The organism is Streptomyces sp. NPDC059679 (assembly GCF_042734105.1).
GTDB lineage: Bacteria > Actinomycetota > Actinomycetes > Streptomycetales > Streptomycetaceae > Streptomyces.
This window is the reverse complement of sequence record NZ_JBHWES010000029.1, coordinates 119,524-138,480: the sequence shown is the minus strand read 5'-3', so window position 1 is coordinate 138,480 and position 18,957 is coordinate 119,524. Positions and strand designations below refer to the sequence as shown.

General features: G+C 68.6%; 22 protein-coding genes and 4 pseudogenes. 13 read left to right on the top strand and 13 right to left on the bottom strand.

Annotated elements, in window-relative coordinates:
* Positions 1-206 precede the first annotated feature (206 nt).
* Both ACFV2X_RS28735 and ACFV2X_RS28730 read right to left on the bottom strand, forming a co-directional pair.
* Positions 207-527: a hypothetical protein gene (locus ACFV2X_RS28735; protein WP_385621737.1), complete on the bottom strand. Its 321-nt coding sequence runs from the start codon at positions 525-527 to the stop codon at positions 207-209.
* Positions 528-825: 298 nt separating this feature from the next.
* A complete protein-coding gene (locus ACFV2X_RS28730; RefSeq protein WP_385621736.1) occupies positions 826-1,407 on the bottom strand; it encodes a TetR family transcriptional regulator in 582 nt (193 codons plus the stop codon).
* A gap of 145 nt (positions 1,408-1,552) precedes the next feature.
* Between ACFV2X_RS28730 and ACFV2X_RS28725 the strand changes: the two genes are divergently transcribed.
* The 6 genes and pseudogenes from ACFV2X_RS28725 to ACFV2X_RS28700 all read left to right on the top strand — a co-directional run bounded on the left by ACFV2X_RS28725 (position 1,553) and on the right by ACFV2X_RS28700 (position 4,314).
* Positions 1,553-1,903, top strand: a complete 351-nt coding sequence (locus tag ACFV2X_RS28725; protein WP_385621735.1) for an antibiotic biosynthesis monooxygenase family protein — start codon at positions 1,553-1,555, stop codon at positions 1,901-1,903.
* Between the two features lie 58 nt (positions 1,904-1,961).
* On the top strand, positions 1,962-2,348 hold the full coding sequence (locus ACFV2X_RS28720; RefSeq protein ID WP_385621733.1) for a VOC family protein: 387 nt from the start codon (positions 1,962-1,964) through the stop codon (positions 2,346-2,348).
* Positions 2,349-2,568: 220 nt separating this feature from the next.
* Positions 2,569-2,994, top strand: coding sequence for a DUF4267 domain-containing protein (locus ACFV2X_RS28715; RefSeq protein WP_385621731.1), 426 nt, complete (start codon positions 2,569-2,571; stop codon positions 2,992-2,994).
* 565 nt (positions 2,995-3,559) lie between these two features.
* Positions 3,560-3,856: an FAD-dependent oxidoreductase gene (locus ACFV2X_RS28710; RefSeq protein ID WP_385621729.1), complete on the top strand. Its 297-nt coding sequence runs from the start codon at positions 3,560-3,562 to the stop codon at positions 3,854-3,856.
* Between the two features lie 42 nt (positions 3,857-3,898).
* Positions 3,899-4,117: pseudogene (locus ACFV2X_RS28705) on the top strand (hypothetical protein); the annotation flags it as partial.
* 44 nt (positions 4,118-4,161) lie between these two features.
* On the top strand, positions 4,162-4,314 hold the full coding sequence (locus ACFV2X_RS28700; protein WP_385621727.1) for a hypothetical protein: 153 nt from the start codon (positions 4,162-4,164) through the stop codon (positions 4,312-4,314).
* A 272-nt stretch (positions 4,315-4,586) separates the two neighbouring features.
* Here the strand turns inward: ACFV2X_RS28700 and ACFV2X_RS28695 are convergent.
* From ACFV2X_RS28695 to ACFV2X_RS28685, 3 genes and pseudogenes are all read right to left on the bottom strand, one after another.
* Positions 4,587-4,769 (bottom strand): annotated as a pseudogene (locus ACFV2X_RS28695) (IS256 family transposase); the annotation flags it as partial.
* A gap of 187 nt (positions 4,770-4,956) precedes the next feature.
* On the bottom strand, positions 4,957-5,790 hold the full coding sequence (locus ACFV2X_RS28690) for an integrase core domain-containing protein (RefSeq protein WP_385621725.1): 834 nt from the start codon (positions 5,788-5,790) through the stop codon (positions 4,957-4,959).
* 60 nt (positions 5,791-5,850) lie between these two features.
* Positions 5,851-6,867 carry a LacI family DNA-binding transcriptional regulator gene (locus ACFV2X_RS28685; protein ID WP_385621723.1) on the bottom strand — a complete coding sequence of 339 codons (1,017 nt, stop codon included), beginning with the start codon at positions 6,865-6,867 and terminating at the stop codon, positions 5,851-5,853.
* A gap of 275 nt (positions 6,868-7,142) precedes the next feature.
* Here ACFV2X_RS28685 and ACFV2X_RS28680 point away from each other — a divergent pair, with 275 nt between their 5' ends.
* From ACFV2X_RS28680 to ACFV2X_RS28670, 3 genes are all read left to right on the top strand, one after another.
* On the top strand, positions 7,143-8,459 hold the full coding sequence (locus tag ACFV2X_RS28680; protein ID WP_385621721.1) for an ABC transporter substrate-binding protein: 1,317 nt from the start codon (positions 7,143-7,145) through the stop codon (positions 8,457-8,459).
* Between the two features lie 148 nt (positions 8,460-8,607).
* Positions 8,608-9,564, top strand: coding sequence for a carbohydrate ABC transporter permease (locus ACFV2X_RS28675; RefSeq protein WP_238545596.1), 957 nt, complete (start codon positions 8,608-8,610; stop codon positions 9,562-9,564).
* A 16-nt stretch (positions 9,565-9,580) separates the two neighbouring features.
* Complete coding sequence (locus ACFV2X_RS28670; RefSeq protein ID WP_385621719.1) at positions 9,581-10,510, top strand: carbohydrate ABC transporter permease; 930 nt, start codon at positions 9,581-9,583, stop codon at positions 10,508-10,510.
* 54 nt (positions 10,511-10,564) lie between these two features.
* Here the strand turns inward: ACFV2X_RS28670 and ACFV2X_RS28665 are convergent, their stop codons facing one another.
* The 4 genes and pseudogenes from ACFV2X_RS28665 to ACFV2X_RS28650 form a co-directional block, all read right to left on the bottom strand.
* The gene (locus tag ACFV2X_RS28665; RefSeq protein ID WP_385621763.1) at positions 10,565-10,780 is read right to left on the bottom strand and encodes an integrase core domain-containing protein; all 216 of its coding nucleotides are present in this window, start codon (positions 10,778-10,780) and stop codon (positions 10,565-10,567) included.
* Positions 10,781-11,309: 529 nt separating this feature from the next.
* Entirely contained in the window at positions 11,310-12,083 is a 774-nt protein-coding gene (locus tag ACFV2X_RS28660; RefSeq protein WP_385621716.1) for a hypothetical protein, read from the bottom strand.
* Between the two features lie 88 nt (positions 12,084-12,171).
* A pseudogene (locus ACFV2X_RS28655) lies at positions 12,172-12,294 on the bottom strand (hypothetical protein); the annotation flags it as partial.
* A 104-nt stretch (positions 12,295-12,398) separates the two neighbouring features.
* Positions 12,399-13,952 (bottom strand): alpha/beta hydrolase, encoded by a 1,554-nt coding sequence (locus ACFV2X_RS28650; RefSeq protein WP_385621715.1) that lies wholly within the window; start codon positions 13,950-13,952, stop codon positions 12,399-12,401.
* 409 nt (positions 13,953-14,361) lie between these two features.
* Between ACFV2X_RS28650 and ACFV2X_RS28645 the strand changes: the two genes are divergently transcribed.
* Entirely contained in the window at positions 14,362-14,508 is a 147-nt protein-coding gene (locus ACFV2X_RS28645) for a hypothetical protein (protein WP_385621768.1), read from the top strand.
* Positions 14,448-15,044 (top strand): transposase family protein, encoded by a 597-nt coding sequence (locus ACFV2X_RS28640; RefSeq protein ID WP_385621761.1) that lies wholly within the window; start codon positions 14,448-14,450, stop codon positions 15,042-15,044. Before ACFV2X_RS28645 ends, ACFV2X_RS28640 begins: the two co-directional genes overlap by 61 nt.
* 47 nt (positions 15,045-15,091) lie before the next feature.
* Here the strand turns inward: ACFV2X_RS28640 and ACFV2X_RS28635 are convergent, their stop codons facing one another.
* From ACFV2X_RS28635 to ACFV2X_RS28625, 3 genes and pseudogenes are all read right to left on the bottom strand, one after another.
* On the bottom strand, positions 15,092-15,460 hold the full coding sequence (locus ACFV2X_RS28635; RefSeq protein ID WP_385621712.1) for a VOC family protein: 369 nt from the start codon (positions 15,458-15,460) through the stop codon (positions 15,092-15,094).
* Positions 15,461-15,636: 176 nt separating this feature from the next.
* A pseudogene (locus tag ACFV2X_RS28630) lies at positions 15,637-15,922 on the bottom strand (hypothetical protein); the annotation flags it as partial.
* 285 nt (positions 15,923-16,207) lie between these two features.
* Positions 16,208-16,552, bottom strand: coding sequence for a winged helix-turn-helix transcriptional regulator (locus tag ACFV2X_RS28625; protein ID WP_385621709.1), 345 nt, complete (start codon positions 16,550-16,552; stop codon positions 16,208-16,210).
* A gap of 145 nt (positions 16,553-16,697) precedes the next feature.
* Between ACFV2X_RS28625 and ACFV2X_RS28620 the strand changes: the two genes are divergently transcribed.
* Entirely contained in the window at positions 16,698-17,117 is a 420-nt protein-coding gene (locus ACFV2X_RS28620; protein WP_385621707.1) for a YybH family protein, read from the top strand.
* A gap of 10 nt (positions 17,118-17,127) precedes the next feature.
* Here ACFV2X_RS28620 and ACFV2X_RS28615 read toward each other — a convergent pair whose 3' ends face one another.
* Positions 17,128-17,307, bottom strand: a complete 180-nt coding sequence (locus ACFV2X_RS28615; RefSeq protein WP_385621704.1) for a hypothetical protein — start codon at positions 17,305-17,307, stop codon at positions 17,128-17,130.
* An 853-nt stretch (positions 17,308-18,160) separates the two neighbouring features.
* Between ACFV2X_RS28615 and ACFV2X_RS28610 the strand changes: the two genes are divergently transcribed.
* Positions 18,161-18,943 (top strand): TIGR03084 family metal-binding protein, encoded by a 783-nt coding sequence (locus ACFV2X_RS28610; protein ID WP_385621702.1) that lies wholly within the window; start codon positions 18,161-18,163, stop codon positions 18,941-18,943.
* The last annotated feature ends 14 nt before the right edge of the window (positions 18,944-18,957 follow it).

Below are 18,957 nucleotides of genomic sequence, written 5' to 3'. Positions count from 1 at the left end.
ACGCAAAGACCACCCCACACCCGCTCCCACCCCGCTACACTCCCCACCCCCAGGCCGCTGACCAGCAGGAATGGAGAAGTCCGGCTGGAGTACTAAAGCACTTGGCCGCAGGTTCGAGTCCTGCCGTGGGCGCCATGCAGAAGGATGGCTGGGGCGCTTGTCTCACATGGCGGACATACCGCCCTCCACCTGATCGTCGTCCCTGGTCACCGGCCTCTGCCGGAACGGGACGACCACGGTGCCGGAGTCAGCAGCTCCGGGTCCGTAGAGCGCTCGGCCTCGCCGTCGAACAGGTCCGGCTCCTGTCGCAGGCCGTCCCGCTCGGCCGGCCACGCTGCGAGCGCGTCTGCCTCCCAGCCCGGCAGGAGGTCCACCGGGCGGCGAGACCGTCGGAGCGGGCAGCACAGTGGCTTGTCGATCAGGGTGAAGAAGCCGGTGTAGCCGAAGTAGAACCACAGCACGTCAGTTGCGCGGCGCACGGTGATGCCGGCTCTGAGGTGCCCCAAGTCCTGCAGACGCTCGGCCACCAGGGCACGCCCACGGCACCTACACCTTCGCCCTACCCGACCTGGCCCCCGGCCCCATCCGCGACCTGCGCGACCCCGACGCAGGCGAGGACGATGAGGAGATCTGACGATCCGGGGCCCCGTGCTGGTGAGCTCGCGTAATCGTTCAGCGCGTATTCGTGGGGACGGAGCTTCTGGCGGTCACTTTATGTGGTCGCCGGGGTCAGAGCGGTTCCAGGTTCCTCCGGCTTCGGTGCCGGAGGTGGATGGTGCTGTCTGGCACGGCGATCGAGGCCACGGTGTCGTCTCGACGTGTTCTTCAGGGCGTGGGTGCGGTGAGGTACCGCTGGATCGTGGGTCCGAGCCAGTTCACGATCTCCTCGCGGGTGAGTGCCACGCTCGCCGGGAACCGCAGCACGTAGCGCGTCAGTGCGAGTCCCAGCACGGTCGAGGCGCACAGTGCCGCCCGCGACGGTGCCTGTTCCGGTTCGGGGCCCACCCGGCGGGCCAGCGGGATCAGCTGATCGCGCAGCACGCTCTGCATGCGATCGGCGGCGGCCGGGTCGGTGGCGCCGACCCGCAACAGCGCGGTGAGCTCCCCGTTCTCCTCCCACAAGGTGAGGAAGTGGCTCACCAGCGTACGGCCGATCGCCTCTCGTGGTTCGAGGGACAGGCCGGGCAGCCCGGGGTCGATCGCGACGGCCGCCGCGAACAGGTCGGCCTTGCTGCCGTAGTAACGCATCACCATCGACGGGTCGATCTTCGCGTCGCGTGCGATGGCCCGGATGGTCGCCTTCTCGTAGCCGTCCGCCGCGAACCGCTCGCGGGCCGCGGCGAGGATCGTGGCGCGGGTGGCGTCGGAACGCCGTGCGGCCCGATGGTTCTCCGGAACGTCCGTCATGCCAACAAGTGTAGGCCAACACGTGTTGACAGATCCAGTATCGCGACTCTACGTTTACCAACAAGCGTTGGCCAACGAACGTTGGCCAACAATCGTTGGCAACCGTGCCCGTGCAGAACAGTAGACAGCGAGAGGAAGTGCCGAGATGGCCGAGCTGCGGAGCCTGGATCCGAACACGCCGATGTTCGCGCAGTTCAAGGAGGAGACCGGGCCCATCGTCCTGGCCAACACGTTCGTCGTCCCGAAGGGCGAGGCCGAAGCGTTCCTGGACCTGTTTCGCAGGCAGGCGGCGTTCATGAAGGCCCAGCCGGGATTCGTCTCCCTGCAGATGCACAGGGGAACGGCGGGCAGCCGGCTTCTGATGAACGTCGCGGTGTGGGAGTCGACCGAGGCTCTCGCCACGGCGCTCGGCAGCCCGGAGTTCCAGCGCATGGCTGCCGAGTTCCCCGACGACATCGTGTCGTACCCGCACATCTTCGAGCCGATCGACCTATGACAGAGCGGCCGCCAGCGCGCACCCCGCCGCGCGACCGCGTCTCTGAAGAGGAGTCCGTGTGACCATCGAGCTGAATCACACCATCGTCCCCGCCCGTGACCCGAAGTCCTCGGCGCGGTTCCTGGCCGACATCCTCGGCCTGACCGTCGGTCCGCCGGTGGCGCACTTCACCCCGGTCACGCTGGCCAACCAGGTCACCCTGGACTATGACCAGGCCGACGACTTCGAGCCGCACCACTACGCGTTCATGGTCGGCGAGCAGGAGTTCGACGCGGCCCTTGCCCGCCTCCGGCACGACGGAATCGCCCACTACAGCGATCCCGCATGCCGAGAAGCCGAGCAGATCTACCACAGCAAGCACGTCAAAGGCCGCAGGGGCCTCTACTTCCACGACCCCGACAGGCATCTGCTGGAAATCCTCACCCCGGGCGACGCCGGGTCATGAGGCCTCGCAGCCTGCCACCGCCGAAGCCGACGCACGAGCCGTCTGTCTCTAACACCTCGAGCATGAGGAGATCGCACTCCTCAGCTCCGGTGCGCGGCATCTGACACATCATCAGCCGCCCCCGCTGCACCTCTCCCATCAGCCGTTTCCGCGCGGCCCGATCAGGCCGCGCACGGCTCACCGGCTCCAATGCTCACGAAGACTCGCAAGGAGAAGAACAATGCCGCCAAGCAAGATCAACACTGTCCTGGCCGCCGCCAACGTCCTGTTCACCCTCTATCTCGGGCTGTCCTTCGTCCTGCCGCTGGGGACGTCATTCCCGGGCCTGCCGAACTGGCCCTCCGACGACAGCGGCTTCCCCATCGTGAAGGGCAGCCGCGAGATCGCGATGGGACTGGCCATGGGCATCCTGCTGGTGACCGGCCACCGCCGCGCCCTGGGCTGGGTCCTGCTGATGACGGCGATCGCCCCGTTCGGCGACATGGTCAACGTCCTTGCCCACCACGGCTCCACGGCCGCCGCGTTCGGCATCCACGGCCTGACCTCGGCACTGATCGCGATCACGGGCCTGCTGATACTCCGCGAAACCGGCAAGGCTCGGGAGACCACCGCCCCCGCGCCCGCCACGCAGCTCGCCCGCGGATAGATCGGTTCCCCTCAGGTCACGGGCCCTCCGTCCACCATGGGGCGGCGGGCCTGCGCCGAACCGAAATGCTGGTGAGCTGGCGTAGCCGTCAGCGTGTATTCGTGAGGGCGGAGCCTCTGGTGGTCACTTTCGTGTGGTCGCCGGGGTCAGAGCGGTTCCAGGTTCCTCCGGCTTCGGTGGCGATGCGGGTGGTCCCGATCAGGAAGACCGAGGGGCCGGGATGCTTCGGTCGGGGAGGAGATCGGAGAGTGCGGTTCGGATGGCGGCTCGGCTGACCCCGTGAGCGCGGGCGAGTGCTGCGATCGAGGTGCCCGGCTGGGTGTAGGTCGACCTCACCACTTCCACGTCGTTGCCGGTGAGTGCGGGTGGACGGCCGCGGTAGCGGCCTTCGGCTTCGGCGGCGGCGATCCCCTCGACGATCGACTACGACTACCACGGCCTGGCCGCCCAGAAGCGCATCCTGGCCGAGGCCTTCGCCGGGATCGAGGGCTGGAAGGTCCCCGAGCTGATCGAGACCGCCCAGCACGATCCCGAGCTCTACTTCGACGCGATCGCCCAGATCCACATGTCGACCTGGCACCGGGGACGGGTCGTGCTGATCGGGGACGCCGCGCACTGCGCGACTTCGATGGCCGGGTGCGGCACCTCGCTGGCCCTGCTCGGGGCGTGGACGCTCGCCGAGGAACTCGGTCGTCACGGCGACGACATCGAGGCGGCCTTCAGCGCCTACGAGCAACGCCAGCGCCCCCACGCGGCGGCCGCCCAGGAATTCACGCGCGGCGGGGCCGACCTCGTGGTCCCCGCCACCTGGGAGGCCATCGAGGCGCGCAACACACGGCTGCGCGCGGCGCAGCCGCTGTAGGCTGCCAGCCGTGGCTACCGCAACTGGCCCGACCGCAACACGCTGGTCGCCGACGCGCTCGCTACCCTCGGCGCCGACGCCGCACCCCTGCACGATTCAGGCGACATCGACGCCGACCTCGCCGACCTCGTCGACTTCCTCGAAGTCCTCGCCGCCGCCACCGCAAGCCCGCAAGGCCGGGCGCTGCTGAACGTGGTGGCCTCGGCTCGAGAGAACCCCGAGCTGCGGGCCGTCGTCGACGAGGTCTTCGAACGACGCCTGAGCACGCTCGACCATCGCCTGAAGATGACGATCGGGCGTGGGGAGTGCCCCCGGTCGAGAGCACCTTCCTCGCCGAGATGCTCGCCGGGCCTGTCCAGCTGTTCGTCACCCGCGGGGCCCGCGTGTTCACCCGCGCCGACGCCGTCCGAGTGACCGGCGTAGTGCTCGCCGGCATCCGCGCCACGCACAGCGCCTGACCCCGGGCGCCAACGACCCTCTCCTTCCACCGGCCAGGCGTTCCACGGTCGTGGTCGGGAGGCCCGACCTCGTCTGCCTCGTCCGGCAGTCGAGCACCGCCTCATGTCCCGCGGAGATCCGAGTGGCTGCGCACGAGAAGCTGGACCCGGTGTAACCCGGACGGCCATTGCAGTCGTGGTGAGGCGGGGTATCCCTGGGCAGCCACACGAACGCCGGGCGACTCTCCGATCGCTTCGGCGCCCGCTGGGTGTGCGTGATCGGGTTCGTGACCGGACGACAGGCCATGCAGGGACAACAGTGGCAGCACCTCAGTGATCTTCGGGGTCTTGCGCGCCCACGCGGGCAGAATCGCCGAGGCGAACCGCTTCCGTTCGCCCGTGTCGGGGTCGGTGCGTTTGTCGTTGACCCGCGGCGCGGTCACCTCCACCGCACCCGCGCTGGTCGGGACCTCACGCGCCTGGATCCGGCGGGCTGAAGGGTGTCAATGTTCCGATCAGGCTGCTGAGCTGGGCGTTTCCTGTGGATGATGAGGCAGCCGGGGTGGCATGGTGTGGTACTCGTTGAGCAGTCCGCCAAGTACCTGATGGCGCCTGACCCCGGCAGCGGGCAGGGGGATTGATGTGCGGGTCGTCGTCGGGTGCTCATAGGCCGAGGCTGCGGTGGGCTCGTCCGGCGTTGTAGTGCTCGGCGTACGTGGTGAGGACCGTGCGCAGGTGTCGTTCGCCGGTGATGAGGAGGCGATCGGTGCATTCGGCGCGGGCTGTGCGTATCCATCGTTCGGCGAACGCGTTTGACCGAGGGCTTCGCGGCGGAGTCGGGATGACGGCTGTACCGTTGCCGGCGAAGACGGCGTCGAACGCTGTGGTGAACTTGCTGTCCCGGTCACGGATGAGGAACCGGAAGCACCCCGCCCTGTCGCCGAGGTCCATGAGCAGATTGCGGGCGAGTTGGGTGACCCATGCGCCCGTCGGGTGGGCGGTGACGCCCAGGACGTGAACGCGCCGGGTGGCAGTCTCCATGACGAAGAAGACGTAGAGGCGCCCCCGGAAGACGGTGTCCATGTGGATGAAATCGCAGGCCAGAAGCGTGTGGGCCTGGGTTCGGAGGAAGGTACGCCAGGTCTGCTGGGACGCGCGCTGCGGCGCGGGTGGTAGGCCGGAGCGGCGCAGGACGCGCCGGATCGTGGCGGCGGCAACCCGATGGCCAAGCCGTCGCAGCTCACCTTGGATCCTGACGTACCCCCAGGTCGGGTTCTCTCGCGCCAGGCGCTGGATGAGCGCCGCAATCTCTTCTGCCAGCGGTGGCCGACCGGGTCCGACCGCCGTCTGACGCCAGTTCCAGCGCACCAGACGACGGTGCCAGGCCAGCAGCGTCCCCGGGGTGACCAGGCGATGGCGGCGCAAGACGGATGGCAGGTGCCGGGCGAGAGCGGAGGCGCCCTTATATTCGGCATGGATCTTGCGGATCTCGGCCACGATCCGGGCCTCAACGGCACAGGAGCGGGAGAAAACCGCCAGGCGACCCTCTCGGTCGGATCAGGAGGAGTCGCGGACGACCAGCGTGGTGGGCAGGACAACCTGTCGGCGGGGCGTCTTGGGATCGGAGATCTCCTGGATCAGGATCCGGGCGATCGTACTGCCGATCTCCTCGACGGGCTGGCGCACGCTCGTCAAGGACGGGGCGGTGTGACGGGCAATGATCGAGTCGTCGAAGCCGACCACCGCCACATCCTCCGGGACCCGCCGCCCCTGCGCGCGCAGTTCGACCAGGGCGCCTGCGGCCATGACGTCGGAGGCGACGAACACGGCATCGAGGTCGGGAACGCGTCGCAGCAGCTCGCGCATGGCCCGCTGCCCGCTCTTCTCGGTGAAATCCGCCCGCGCCACAAGCACCTCCTCGGGTTCCCGGCAGGCCTCCCGCAGGGCGTTCCGCCAGCCCTGGAGCCTGCTGCGGCCGACTTCCATGTCCAACGGCCCGGTGATCGTCGCGACCTTTCTCCGGCCGCGTCCCAGCAGATGACGCACGGCCTCCTCGGCGCCGCCCAGATTGTCCGAACGAACATGACTCAACGGCTCGGCGGGAGACCGCCGCCCGGCCAGCACCGTGGGAAAGCCGAATTCCTCCAGCAGCCCGGGGATCGGATCGTCCCTGTGCACGGAGACGAGGAGTACGCCGTCGACCCGTCGCTCGGCGACCGACTCGGTGAGCTGGTCGAGTTCACCCTTGTCACGCACGAGGACGAGCTGCAGCTGCGTCTTGGTGTCGACAAGACCGGTGCTCACGCCACGGATCACGGCGGAGAAGTAGGGCTCCGAGTCCAGCCTGCTCTCCGCTTCAGGGATGACCAGTGCGATGGAGTTGGTCCTGCTGGTGACCAGGCCGCGCGCCACGGAGTTCGGCACATAGTTGAGTTCGGCGATCGCGGCTTCCACCGCTGCTCGGGCCCTGTCGCTGACCAGAGGTGATCCATTGATCACCCGAGAGACCGTGGTGCGTCCGACCCCGGCCCGTGCGGCCACGGTCTTGATGGTCGGTCGCTGGCTGGCGCCCATGATTCCCTCCTCCTGCGCGCTGCTCCCCTGGCGCTCACCAGCGCATTGTGCCAGAGCGTTTCACCGGCCACCGGCCGGAAAGTGAAGGCATGACAGCTGGCGGCAACAAACTGGATTCAAGTTCTTGACACAGCCGCCTTCCCGCCGCCAGTCTTCCCTGGACTTACTGGGAACGTACCCACCGCGAATGGGAGCGTTCCCACTCGCGGATGTAGCCATGCGCCGTCCCAGTGGTTCGTACTCCGGTGCGCCGGTGCCGTCGTCAGGAGGAAGAAATGGGTGGGCCCTACAAGCTTTTACGTACAAGAAGTGCGGCTGCCGTCTCGGCCGCGCTCGCTCTCGGGCTGGTCGCCGGCTGCGGTGGAGGCAGCGACTCGGGAACAGGAGGCGGACGGTCCAAGGACGGCAAGGTCACCATCACCATGGGCCTGTTCGGGGTCATGGGCTTCAAGGAGACCGATCTCCTCGATCGGTACATGAAGGAAAACCCCAACGTCACCATCAAGGCCGAGGTGGCCGGCGATGAGCAGACGTACTACACCGCCTTGCAGACACACTTCGCGGCGGGCAGCGGGCTCAAGGACATCCAAGGCATAGAGATCGGCCGGGCCAAGGAACTCGTCGACACCCAGGCGGACAAGTTCGTCGACTTGTCGGACGTGCCGGGCACGGATCACTTCCTGCCGTGGAAGCTCAACCAGGTCACCACCTCCAAGGGCAAGGTCATCGGTCTCGGCACAGATATCGGACCGATGGCCGTCTGCTATCGCAAGGATCTCTTCAAGCAGGCGGGCCTGCCCACCGACCGCGAGGAGGTGGGCAGGCTCTGGGAAGGCGACTGGTCCAAGTTCGTCGACGTGGGCAAGGAGTTCAAGTCCAACTCCAAGGACGACAAGGTCGCCTACATCGACAGCGCCAGCGGGCTGTTCAACGCGATGGTCTACGGCGCCTCGAAGCAGTACTACAACGAGAAGGGCGACCTGATCTATCAGGACAACCCTGTGGTCAAGAAGGCCTGGGCCACGGCCTCGGAGGCCGCCACCTCGGGGCTGACGGCGAAGCTCCGGCAGTTCCAGCCCGGTTGGGACCCCGGGCTGGCCAACGGCACCTTCGCCACCACCGTCTGCCCCGCTTGGATGCTCGCCCAGATCAGCGAGAAATCCGGAGCCGCGAACAAGGGCAAGTGGGATGTCGCGAAGGCGCCCAAGGGCGCCAACTGGGGCGGCTCCTTCCTCGGCGTCCTGGAGAAAAGCCCGGTCAAGGAGGAGGCCAAGAAGCTCGTGGCCTGGCTCACCGCGCCGGAGCAGCAGGAGTACCTGTTCAAGAAGCTCGGCTTCTTCCCCTCTTCCGAGAAGGCGTTGAAGTCCCCCGGTGTGGCGGAGGCGAAGTCCGAGTACTTCAGCGGCGCACCGATCGGCAAGATCTTCGGCACCGCGGCCCAGGAGATCCCCGACAAGCAGGTGCTGGGCCGGAAGGACGGCACGATCAAGGACATCTTCTCCCAGGGGCTGACGCTGATCGAGTCGCAGAACCAGAGCCCCGACAAGGCGTGGGCCACCACGGAAAAGCGGATCGAGAAGGCCACCGGCTGACCGTACGCACTTCCAGGGTTCCGGCGGCCGTCACGGCGGCGGCCGCCGGAACCGACCCCTCACCCATGTCTCGAAAGGAGGCCTGAAGGTGGTCACTTCCGGTTCGGTACCGCACGCCGACGGCATCCAGAACATCCCGGCCGGCGCCGTGAAGGCGCCCGGCGTCAGCGGTGACGGAGACCGCCCCAGGCAGGGCCGGCGCAACCTCCTGCACCGCCTGGACATCAAGGGGGCGCCGTACGCCTTCATCGCTCCGTTCTTCATCGTCTTCGCGGCCTTCGGCTTCTACCCGCTGCTGTACACGTTCTGGATCTCCCTGCACCACGTGGAGCTGGCCTCCATGAACCTCATGGAGTGGCGCGGCTTCGGCAACTACACCGAACTCTGGCAGGACGACCGGTTCTGGAACGCGCTGTCCAATACCTTCACCATCGGTGTGCTGTCCACCGTCCCCCAGCTGTTGATGGCCCTGGGTCTGGCCCATCTGCTCAACTACAGACTGCGCGGCTCGACGTTCTTCCGGGTCGCCGCCCTGACACCGTACGCCACCTCGGTGGGTGCTGCTGCCCTGGTGTTCACCATGCTGTTCGAGCGTGACTTCGGTTTGATCAACTGGATGCTGAGCCTGGTCGGCATCGACAACGTCGACTGGGAGAACAACAAATGGGCTGCCCAGAGCGCGATCTCCGTGATCGTTATCTGGCGCTGGACCGGCTACAACGCGCTGCTCTACCTGGCGGCCATGCAGGCCATTCCGCGGGACCGGTACGAGGCGGCGGCCATTGACGGCGCGTCACGCTGGCAGCAGTTCACCAAGGTCACCGTCCCCGGCATCCGGTCCACGATCCTCTTCACCATCGTGTTGTCCACCATCGGCGCGACCCAGTTGTTCGGCGAACCGCTGATCTTCGGCCAGGGGCCCAACGGCGTCACCGGCGGTGCGGACAACCAATATCAGACGCTCGGTCTGCTGCTGTACGAAGAGGGCTGGAAAAACTACCAGATGGGGCGGGCGGCAACCGTCGCCTGGGCGATGTTCCTGCTGCTGATCCTCATCTTCGCCCTGCAGCGTGTCCTCAAGCGCTTCACCTCCCGCAAGTCCTGACCAGGAGCAGCCAGCCATGACCACCGAAAGCCTCCAGCCCCGGGCGGGCGCGCGTTCGGGGACCCCCTGGGACACGTCAACGCCGTCCAGGCGCCGGTTCCGCCCTTCACTGCGCCCCAGGGCCGGGCGCCAGCACCACGCCGGTCCGGTCGCCTACGTCCTGCTCGGCCTGGCCACGGTGTTCTCCCTCTTCCCGCTTTATTTCACCGTGGTGGCGGCGTCGAGCGACAACACCCGTGTCACGCAGACCCCGCCACCGTTCCTGCCCGGGCCGAATCTCTTCGACAACCTCGGCAAGGCGTGGCAGGACGCGGCGCTGGGCAAGGCCATGATGAACAGTCTCATCGTGGCGAGCGCCATCGCCCTGTCCACCGTGCTGTTCGCCACCCTGGCCGGGTTCGCCCTCGCCAAACTGCGTTTCAGGGGACGCAACATCGCGCTGATGCTGGTCATCGGCACCATGATGGTGCCGCCGCAGCTCGGTGTCGTACCGCTCTTCATGATGATGACGGAACTGGGATGGGGTCAGCAGCTGCCCGCCGTCATCTTTCCGACGCTGGTCAGCGCGGTCGGAGTGTTCTTCATGCGACAGTACCTCTCCGAGGCGCTGCCGGACGAACTCATCGAGGCAGGGCGGGTGGACGGCGCGCACTCGCTCCGCATCTTCTGGAGCATCGTGCTGCCGATCGCCCGTCCGCCGATGGCAGTCCTGTTCATGATCACCTTTGTGCACGCCTGGAACGACTTCTTCTGGCCGTTCATCGTGCTGGACATGAGCAACCCGACCGTCCCGGTCGCGCTGACCCAGCTCAGCGCGGGCTATGTGCGCGACCAGTCGCTCATCATGGCCGGCGCGCTGCTCGGCACCCTGCCGCTGCTGGCTATGTTCATCGTCTTCGGCCGCCAGATAGTCGGCGGCATCATGCAGGGCGCGGTCAAGGGCTGAGCCCCCACCCGCTCCCTCGGGCGCCTCCCCCGCCCGGGTTCCTCCTGAAGGGTGTCAATGTGGGATGCCGTCGGGAGCATCGTTCAGCGCCCGAAGACTCAGGCCGAGGTGAGCTCGTCCGGCGTTGTAGTGCTGGGCATACATGGTGAGAACGGTGCGCAGGTGTCGCTCACCGGTGATGAGGAGTCGGTCGGTGCATCCGGCGCGGACTGTGCGTGTCCATCGTTCGGCGAACGCGTTTGACCGCGGCCTGTGCGGCGGGGTCGGGATGACGGCTGTGCCATTGCCGACGAAGACGGCGTCGAACGCAGCGATGAAGTGCTGTCCCGGTCACAGATGAAGAACCGGAAGCATCCGCCTCTGTCCTCGATGCCCATGAACAGATTGCGGGCGAGTTGGGTGACCCATGCACCGGTAGGGCGTGCGGTGACACCCAGGACGTGGACGCGCCGGGTCTTGATCTCCATGACGAAGAAGACGTAGAGACGTTTGAGGAAGACGTTCTGCACGTGCATGAAGTCGCTCAGGAAGGAAGCAGTCTCCGCGGGGACGTCGCACCAGGCGACACCGGTCCGCAGCACGTAGATGACGCCGGCGAGTGCCGCCCGGTCCGGAACACGCAGCCGCCCAGGTAACGGTGGCGTCGTTCGGGAACGGGCGGCAGCAGCGGAGCCTGTCGGGGCCGGCGGAGGTCGGCCCGCGGAGACGGCCGACCCGATGAACCCGATCCTTGCCACCCCGCTCGCGGGGGACCACCGGACACCGACCGGACACCGCCGGTACGGGCGGACGGCCGGGCTCAGTCCCGCCCGGAGACGGTGTCGGCGTCCCGCCCGGAGACGGTGTCGGCCCGCCGGACAAGCTCCCGGAACCGCTCGCCGAGCTCATCGGTGTCCACCAGGGCTGCGTCCGACCCCGCCACGCCCTCCCACCACTGCGCCGACGCCACGTCACCGAGGTTGGCCGCCACGGCCGCGGCCACGCCCGCCAGGTGTGCCCGCGGCCGGTGCCCGTCCCGCTGGGGGGCCAGCTCACCGGCGACGGCGAGCATCACGGCCGCGTCATCCAGGCGTCCTTCGCCGCGGGCGGCCTGCGCGCACTCCGCAAGGACCGCGGCCACCGAGAACCCGCTGCCCAGCTCCTGCGCCGTGGCTGCGGCGGCCCGCCAGTGCCGCGCCACCGCGGACCGGTCACCGCGCAGCAGCGCGCCGTCCTCACAGCCGATGGGCACGTGCACGGCCGCCCACACGTCGCGTTCAACGTCGAGGCACTCCTTCATGTGGGCCTCTGCCCTGGCCAGGAGAGCCACCGAACCATCGAAGTCCTCCAGGCGCAGCGCCGCCGCCGACGCGAAGATCGCCGCTTCCGCGGCCAGCGAGGCGTCGTCGACCCGCTCGGCCAGCCGCATCGCCCGCTCCGCGGTGGCGAACAGGTCCGCGGCGACGCGGTTGAACCCGGCGCGCGCCACCAACCAGCGGGCCCGGCCCCGCTCGCTCAGATCGTCCTCATGCAGGTGGTCGGTCCAGGCGAGGCCCTCGTGGGTGTGCCCGGTCATCCACAGCGGCAGCCACACCAACCACAACGTGCCCGCCCTGCACAGGCGCTTCCCTGCTGGTAAGTCCGGCTATCAGAACCAGCGGAATGACGTGCGGTTGAGGTCGTCAGTTACCACGCGGGGCGTACACGATCACGGTCATTCCTGTGAGGCAGACGAGGGCTCCGATGACGTCGAAGCGATCGGGGCGGTATCCGTCGGCGATCATGCCCCAGGCGATCGACCCGGCACCCACCCGAAGGCGGTCTCGGACCGGGCGGTGTGGTGGTGCACGCCCGGGGCCCTGCGAGCGAACCGGTGTACTGACGGCCGCCCGGCGGATCCGTACGGGCCTCAGGACATGCTGCCCCGGCACACCGTCCCCGGGGCCGGGGTGCGGCCCGTGCGGAGGTATTGGTCGACCGTCTCCGTGACGCAGCGGTTCTGCGGGTATGTGCCGTGGCCCTCCTCCTCGGCCGTCAGGAGCACGCCGACACCGTCGCCCAGAGCGCGGGCCATGTGGCGGGCGCCGGGGTATGGGGTAGTCGGGTCGCCGGTGCCGCCGACCACTAGGACGGGGGCCGCGCCGTCGGCGTTCACCTGGGGCGTGGCGCGCTCGCCGTCGAACGGCCAGTCGTAACAGAGGTAGACGCCGGTGGACCAGGCCGCGCCGAAGACGGGTGAGGCGGCTTTGATGCGGGCCTTGTCCCTGTCGAGGCGTTCGAAGCCGGGGCGCAGGCTGGAGTCCGCGCAGGTGATCGCGGTCTGGGCGGCGCGGCTGCTGTCGCGCGGGGTCGCCGCGCGGTCGGCGGAGCCGATGCCGTCCGCGCCCTTGCTCAGCAGACGGCCGTCGTTGTGGTCGATCAGCGCGGTGAGGGCCTTGGCGAGCGGCGACCAGCCGTCTGTGCCGAGGTCGAGATGGTCGCTGACGGCGTACGCGAGGTCGTCGGCGTCGAGGTTCCTTCCGCCGCCGGCCGGGGCGGGCTTCTTCTCCAGGCGGTCGGCCAGGCGCGCCATGCGTCGCGCGGCCTCCTCGGGCCCGTCGCCGGTCGGGCAGTGGCGGATCCGGGCCGCGCAGTGCGCAGCGAACCGGTCGAACGCCGCCTGGACCGCTTTGACCTGCGACACCTGCTCCTCGTCGAGGTCCTCGGTCGGATCGACGGACGCTTCGAGGACGAGCCGTCCGACGTGCGACGGGTACAGGTGGGCGTAGACCGCGCCGAGCGCCGTTCCGTACGAGACGCCGAAGTAGTGCAGCCGCTCGTCGCCGAGGAGGTAGCGCATCAGGTCGAGGTCGCGCGCGGTGTGCGAGGTGCCGATGTACGGGAGGAGCGCCCCGGAGTGCTCGGCGCAGGCGTCGGCCCCGTCGTAGCCGGTGTCGTCCGCGGTCTTCCCGCAGCGCACGGGGATGGTCGCGCCAACGCCGCGCGGGTCGAAGGAGACCAGATCGTAGCGGTCGAGGAGCGGCTTGTACTGGTTGAGGAGTTCGGGCAGTCCGCTCACGCCGGACACGCCGGGGCCGCCGAAGTTGAGGACGAGCGAGCCGATGCGCCGGGCGTTCGGGCCGGTGGCCTTGCGGCGGATCAGGGCGACGTCGATCGTCCTGCCGTCTGGTTTCCGGTAGTCGAGGGGGGCCTTCATGGCAGCGCAGTCGTAGCCCGTGCGCGCGGTGGGCGGCGAGGTGCAGCGGGACCAGTGGAGGTGCTGGCCGGTGGTGAGCGCGGTGGGCAGACCGGCGGGCGGGTTGTGCGCGGTGAACTCCGTACGCGGCTCCGCACTCCGGCCGGGAGCGTCGTGCTGGAGCCAGGCGCCGACGGCCCCGATCGCGGCGAGGACGACCCCGGCGATGATGCGGGCACCGACCGAGAGGCCCGGTCTGCGGCTTCGTATCGGATGTGCGTCACTCATCGAAATCCCCGCGCTCCCGCCCCTGGACGCCCGCCCCGTGCCCGCATGCCCGTACCCGTGATCGTCCGATCGTCGAATGAGTGCAGGGTACAAGCCGCCTCCGACACCACGGCTCGCGAGAGTGCCCAGAAATTTAGACCGCTCCGTGCTCACGCGACTCCCCCTGCGGTCCGGCCCGGCGTGTGCTGGACGCCGGGCTGCTGGGTGTGCGGCGGCGAGGCCGTCACCGGGGCGGGCTTGTGGCCGGGGGCCGCGGGCGACGGCACGCTCCCGCATGCCGTCCTGGAGCCTGGCGGCCAGCAGGGCGGCTGCTTCGAAGGTCCGGCGGGACTGCTCCACCGTGTCGACGTCGACGCCGGACTCCTGCTCCAGAAGGCGGCCGGCCCTCCGGCCGTTTGGGAGGATCGCGGTGATCGTCTTGGCCGTGCTCCGGCACGACCAGCGCCTGGCCGACATGGCCGGCGGCAGCGACATCTCCGCCACCACGGTCCGCCGCTGGCGCGACGAGCTGATCGCCCTCCTCGCCGCGAAGGCCCCGCCTCGGGACGCGCCCTGAAGAAGATCGCCAAGCAGGGCGGGGAGGTCGTCCTGATCGATGGCACCCTCATCCCCACGCAGCGCCGCACCGGCAAAGCGAACCGCCCGAACTACTCTGGCAAGCATCGCCGCCACGGCCTGCACGTGCTCGCCCTGACCGACGAGCGGGGCCGTCTGGTGTGGATATCGGCCGCCCGGCCCGGCCGCACCCACGACATCACCGCCGCCCGCAGCGACCATATCCTGGCTCACCTGCGCGCTGCCGGTCTCGGCGCCCTTGGCCGACCTGGGATTGGCTTCCTCGGCCTGGACGACGACGGGGACAACCCCGTGGTCTTCACCGGCTTCAAGGCCACCCGTGCCCGCAAGCTCGCACCCGCCGAAAGGGAGGCCAACCGCATCCTGGCCGCCGGACGCACCCCGGTCGAACGCGGCTTCGCCCACCTGAAGAACTGGCGGATCCTCACCAAGCTCCGCACTGACCACGCTCGCGCCACCCACCTGCTTCGCGCGCTGCTCGTCCTGACGAACATCGAGGCCACTACAGGCAATTGATCTCTACCGCAGGCAGCCCACGACCAGCACAAGCACGCGGAAGAGCGTCACTGAGCCGGGATCGGCTGGGTGAGGTTCAACGGGTTGCCGTCGGGGTCCTGGATGTGGGCGACACGCTGTCCCCACGGCATGTCGTTGGGGCCGCTGCGGACCGAGCCGCCCAGCGCCGTCACCCGGCCGAGCATCTCGTCGACGTTGTCGACACCGATGCTGAGCAGGATCCGCGGTGCCGCCCCGGTCCCCGCGTCCGTCTTGGCCACCAGCCCGAGGTCGGTGTCGCCGATGCGCAAGCCGAGGTAGAAGGCCGGGCCTTCCGCCGGTACCCGGAAGATCTCCTCGGCACCGAACAATTTCGTATAGAAGCCGAGCAGGACTTCCTGGTCGGCAGTGATGATCACTGGCTGGATGGTGGACATGGCACTCCTGTCGAGAACGGTCGTGTCGCTGGGTAGACCGTTCGAGGACGGTGAACTCATCGGCAAAACCGCCTTGCCAGACGATCTACACCCCAGACTGCCGCCCACGACCAGCACGAGCACCCCGAACCGGCGTCACACCAGCGCCCTGACCAGCTGCTTCAAGATGGCGCAGCTTCGACGTTCTTCGGCAGCAGTTCGTGGCCAAGGGCCTGGCAGACGTCCTTGGCCCGCAGGGGGCCGGTCGACTCGTTGAAGGCGGTGAGGATGCATGGGTAGTCCGGGTGCTCGGGCAACTCGGGCGGGGATGTGGGGAGCAGGTCGGCGAGGCCGGTGACGGTCCAGCGGATGATCGCGAGGTGCTCGAGGTGTGTCTCGGCCTGGCGCAGCCCGGGTCTGCAGGTCGTCGATCTGCGCGCGCAGTTCGTCGACGAAGTCGGCCGCGTCCAGCGGTTTGCGCAGCTCGCGGTAGTTCTCCTCGCGCCGCTCGGCGAAGTCCTGGGGCAGGTCCTCGTCCGGGTTGCGCCACTGGTCGGCGCCGGCAACCCAGATCTCCTTGCACTTGAGCTGATCGCACAGGGCCTGGAAGACGACGACCTCGTAGACCATGCGCCCCACCCGGCGCCGCCGCCGCTTGTCGGCGCGGTGGACGACCTCAGCCCAAGTCCCTGCCCATCGCCTTCAGGGGCATGACAGGAGGGTCGCCGAGGAGGACTGCGACAGCACCGCAGACTCTGGTGTCACGGCCTACTTCCTGGACCGGTCATCGGAGAGGACTGTCCCACATCTGATCTCAGCCTCGTCCTCTCGCGTCGGGGCCTCTGTTCCCCAGTCCCACAGGGCTTGGAGGACCGGGCCCAGACGGTATCCATGCGGGGTGAGGGCATAGCGCACGCGCGGCGGCCAGCCCGGGCGGCGGTCGCGCTCGACGACTCCGGCCTGTCCGAGCTGTGCCAGCCGCTCGGACAGCACCTTGTCCGACAGCGTGGGCAGGGCCGCGCTCAGCTCGCTGTAGGAGCGGTCGCCGCGCAGCAGCTCGCGGACCACCAGTGTTGTCCAGCGCCCGTGCAGGGCCGCCAGCGCGATCTCCACTGGGCAGGCGGGAGCAGGCGCCGCAGCGTTCGCGTGTGGGCCATTGGGCAGCCCTGCCGGGTGACCAACCGTTCGGTGAGTCACGAGATCGCCTCCTAGCGTGTGGACGTTCGATTCTCCCGGCACGGAAGGACTTCTGTCGATCATGCGAGAACTGGCCGGTCGGCCCGAAGAGGTGCCCGCGGTGTTCGCCGAGCGGTTCAACAGCGGCGACGCCACAGCGTTGGCGCAGGTCTACGAGGACGCGGCGGTGCTGGTCCCGCAGCCAGGGACGCCGGTGACCGGCGCGGACCTGCACGCCGCCAACGGTCGCCTGCAGAAGCTCGGAGTCCCCATCTCGGTCCGTCCGCGGCACATCTACCGCAACGGAGATCTGGCGCTGCTGATAGTGGACTGGGCCATCGACGGGACCGGCCGTGACGGCCGGGCGGTACACGTCGAGGGCACCGCTACCGATGTCGCCCGGCGGGGACCGGACGGCCGCTGGCGGTACGTCATCGACAACCCCTTCGGTACCCGTTCACAGCTGCTCGCCTCCGAGGACGCCGGTGGACCAACGTCATGAGACATCACACCTAGACGCCGACCGTGACCACGGCGGTGACCACGGCAACCAGCACCGCCGCCCCGGCCAGTGCAACCGTCAGCGGCTGGGTGAGCACCGGGCGGCGGTACACCATGTAGGCGAGACCGCCCGTGAGCAGCAGGCCGACCAGGACCAGCAGCAGGACGACCAGCAGGGCAAGAGTGGGCATAGCGGAAAATCCTCCTCGAGTTCAGACGCGCGGACGGCACGCGGTCTGGGGAGCGGTGCTCCGCCCCATGGCGTCGCGGGGGGGGGAGACGGACGGCAGCGCCTTTTGTGAGCAGCACTGTGGAGCAGCGGCTCGGCCGGTTAGCGGCGCAACCCCGGCCGACGCGCCGAACTGTGTCACCGGGAATCACTTCATTCATGGGCTCTGACCTGCGATTTTGTCGACCAGCCAGACTTGAATGGCGCGCCTGCCACCAATGAGGACTGCCCCCGAGTGCCCGGCGGGTTGCCCCACCGACGGCCACCACGATGCCGTCGGCAAAGAGCCATGCGAAGACCCTCCGTCCGAGAATTTCGAGATTGTGGAGCCGGAACCGTGAATTCCTGCGATTTTGCGTCGCCCGCCCGTGACCCGCCTCAGGCGGCCTTCCAGCGCGCATCACCGCTCAGGGGCGAGAAGAGGCTCCTCCTCGCCCCGCTCGCTGTGCGCTGCGGCTCATGCGGCCTTACCGCACAGCGCGTTCCGTAACGTTCAAATGGCGCCGCTCGGGCGGATGACCTCCCACATCTCGTCGGTCAGGCTGGACGGCGAGCATGGGCCGCTGACGGCCCCGGAGTTGTCGCACTGGCACACACCACGTGATGATTCCCGGGCCGTCGCCGTGTCTGGAGGGCAGATCGCAACCGTCAGGCGTCTCGCATGACCAGCCAGCCCGACACGCTCTGCGCCGCCGTCGAGGAAGCACGGTGGTCCCGTAGTGCCACGAGCCCCACCACCGAGTGGGCAGACTCCGGCGACATCGGAGTCTGCCCGCACGCTTCGTCTCCGCCGTTGGTCACGAAGGAGTGGCACCATGGCGCACATGTTGAACTACAACCTCGCCGTCCCCGATGTGGATGACGTCGGTGTCCTGTCCGCGCTGGTGGCTGAGGGTGACGAGCTCGACGTCCTGGTCAGGGCAGTGGACGACTGGTCCATACCGACACCGGCACCGGGCTGGACGGTCGCCCACCAGATAGCCCACCTCGCGTGGGCGGACGCGAACGCACTCAGCGCCTTACGCACTCCGGATGCGTTCGGCGCCGAGCTCGGGCGGGCGGAAGCCGAAGGCAGCGGGTATGCAGACAAGGCCGCCGCCGCGGGAGCGGCCAAACCACGGTCGGTACTTCTGGACGAGTGGCGGGCCGGTCGAGCGGAACTGGCGGCGGCACTACGCGACACGCCATGGGACCACGCATTCCCCTGGTACATGTCGAAGGTGACCCCGGCCCTGATGGTGCCCCTTCGTCTGATGGAAATCTGGGCACACGGGCAGGACGTCTTCGATGCTGTGGGCGTGGCACACCGCCCGACGGATCGACTGCAGCACGTGGCGTCGCTGGGGGTGTTGGGACGGGCGCTGTCCTTCGCCGCCGTCGGACTGCCTGAGCCGGCGGACCCCTTCCGCGTCGAGCTGACAGCACCTGACGGACGGACCTGGGTGTGGGGCCCCGAGGCTGCCGCACAACGGGTACAGGGCGGCGCTATCGACTTCTGCCTGTGTGTCACCCGGCGTCGCCCCTGGTCCGAGACCAACATGACGGCGACCGGCGAGGACGCCCAGAAGTGGCTGGAGGTGGCGCGCGTCTTCCTCTGAAAGCGTGTCGGGGT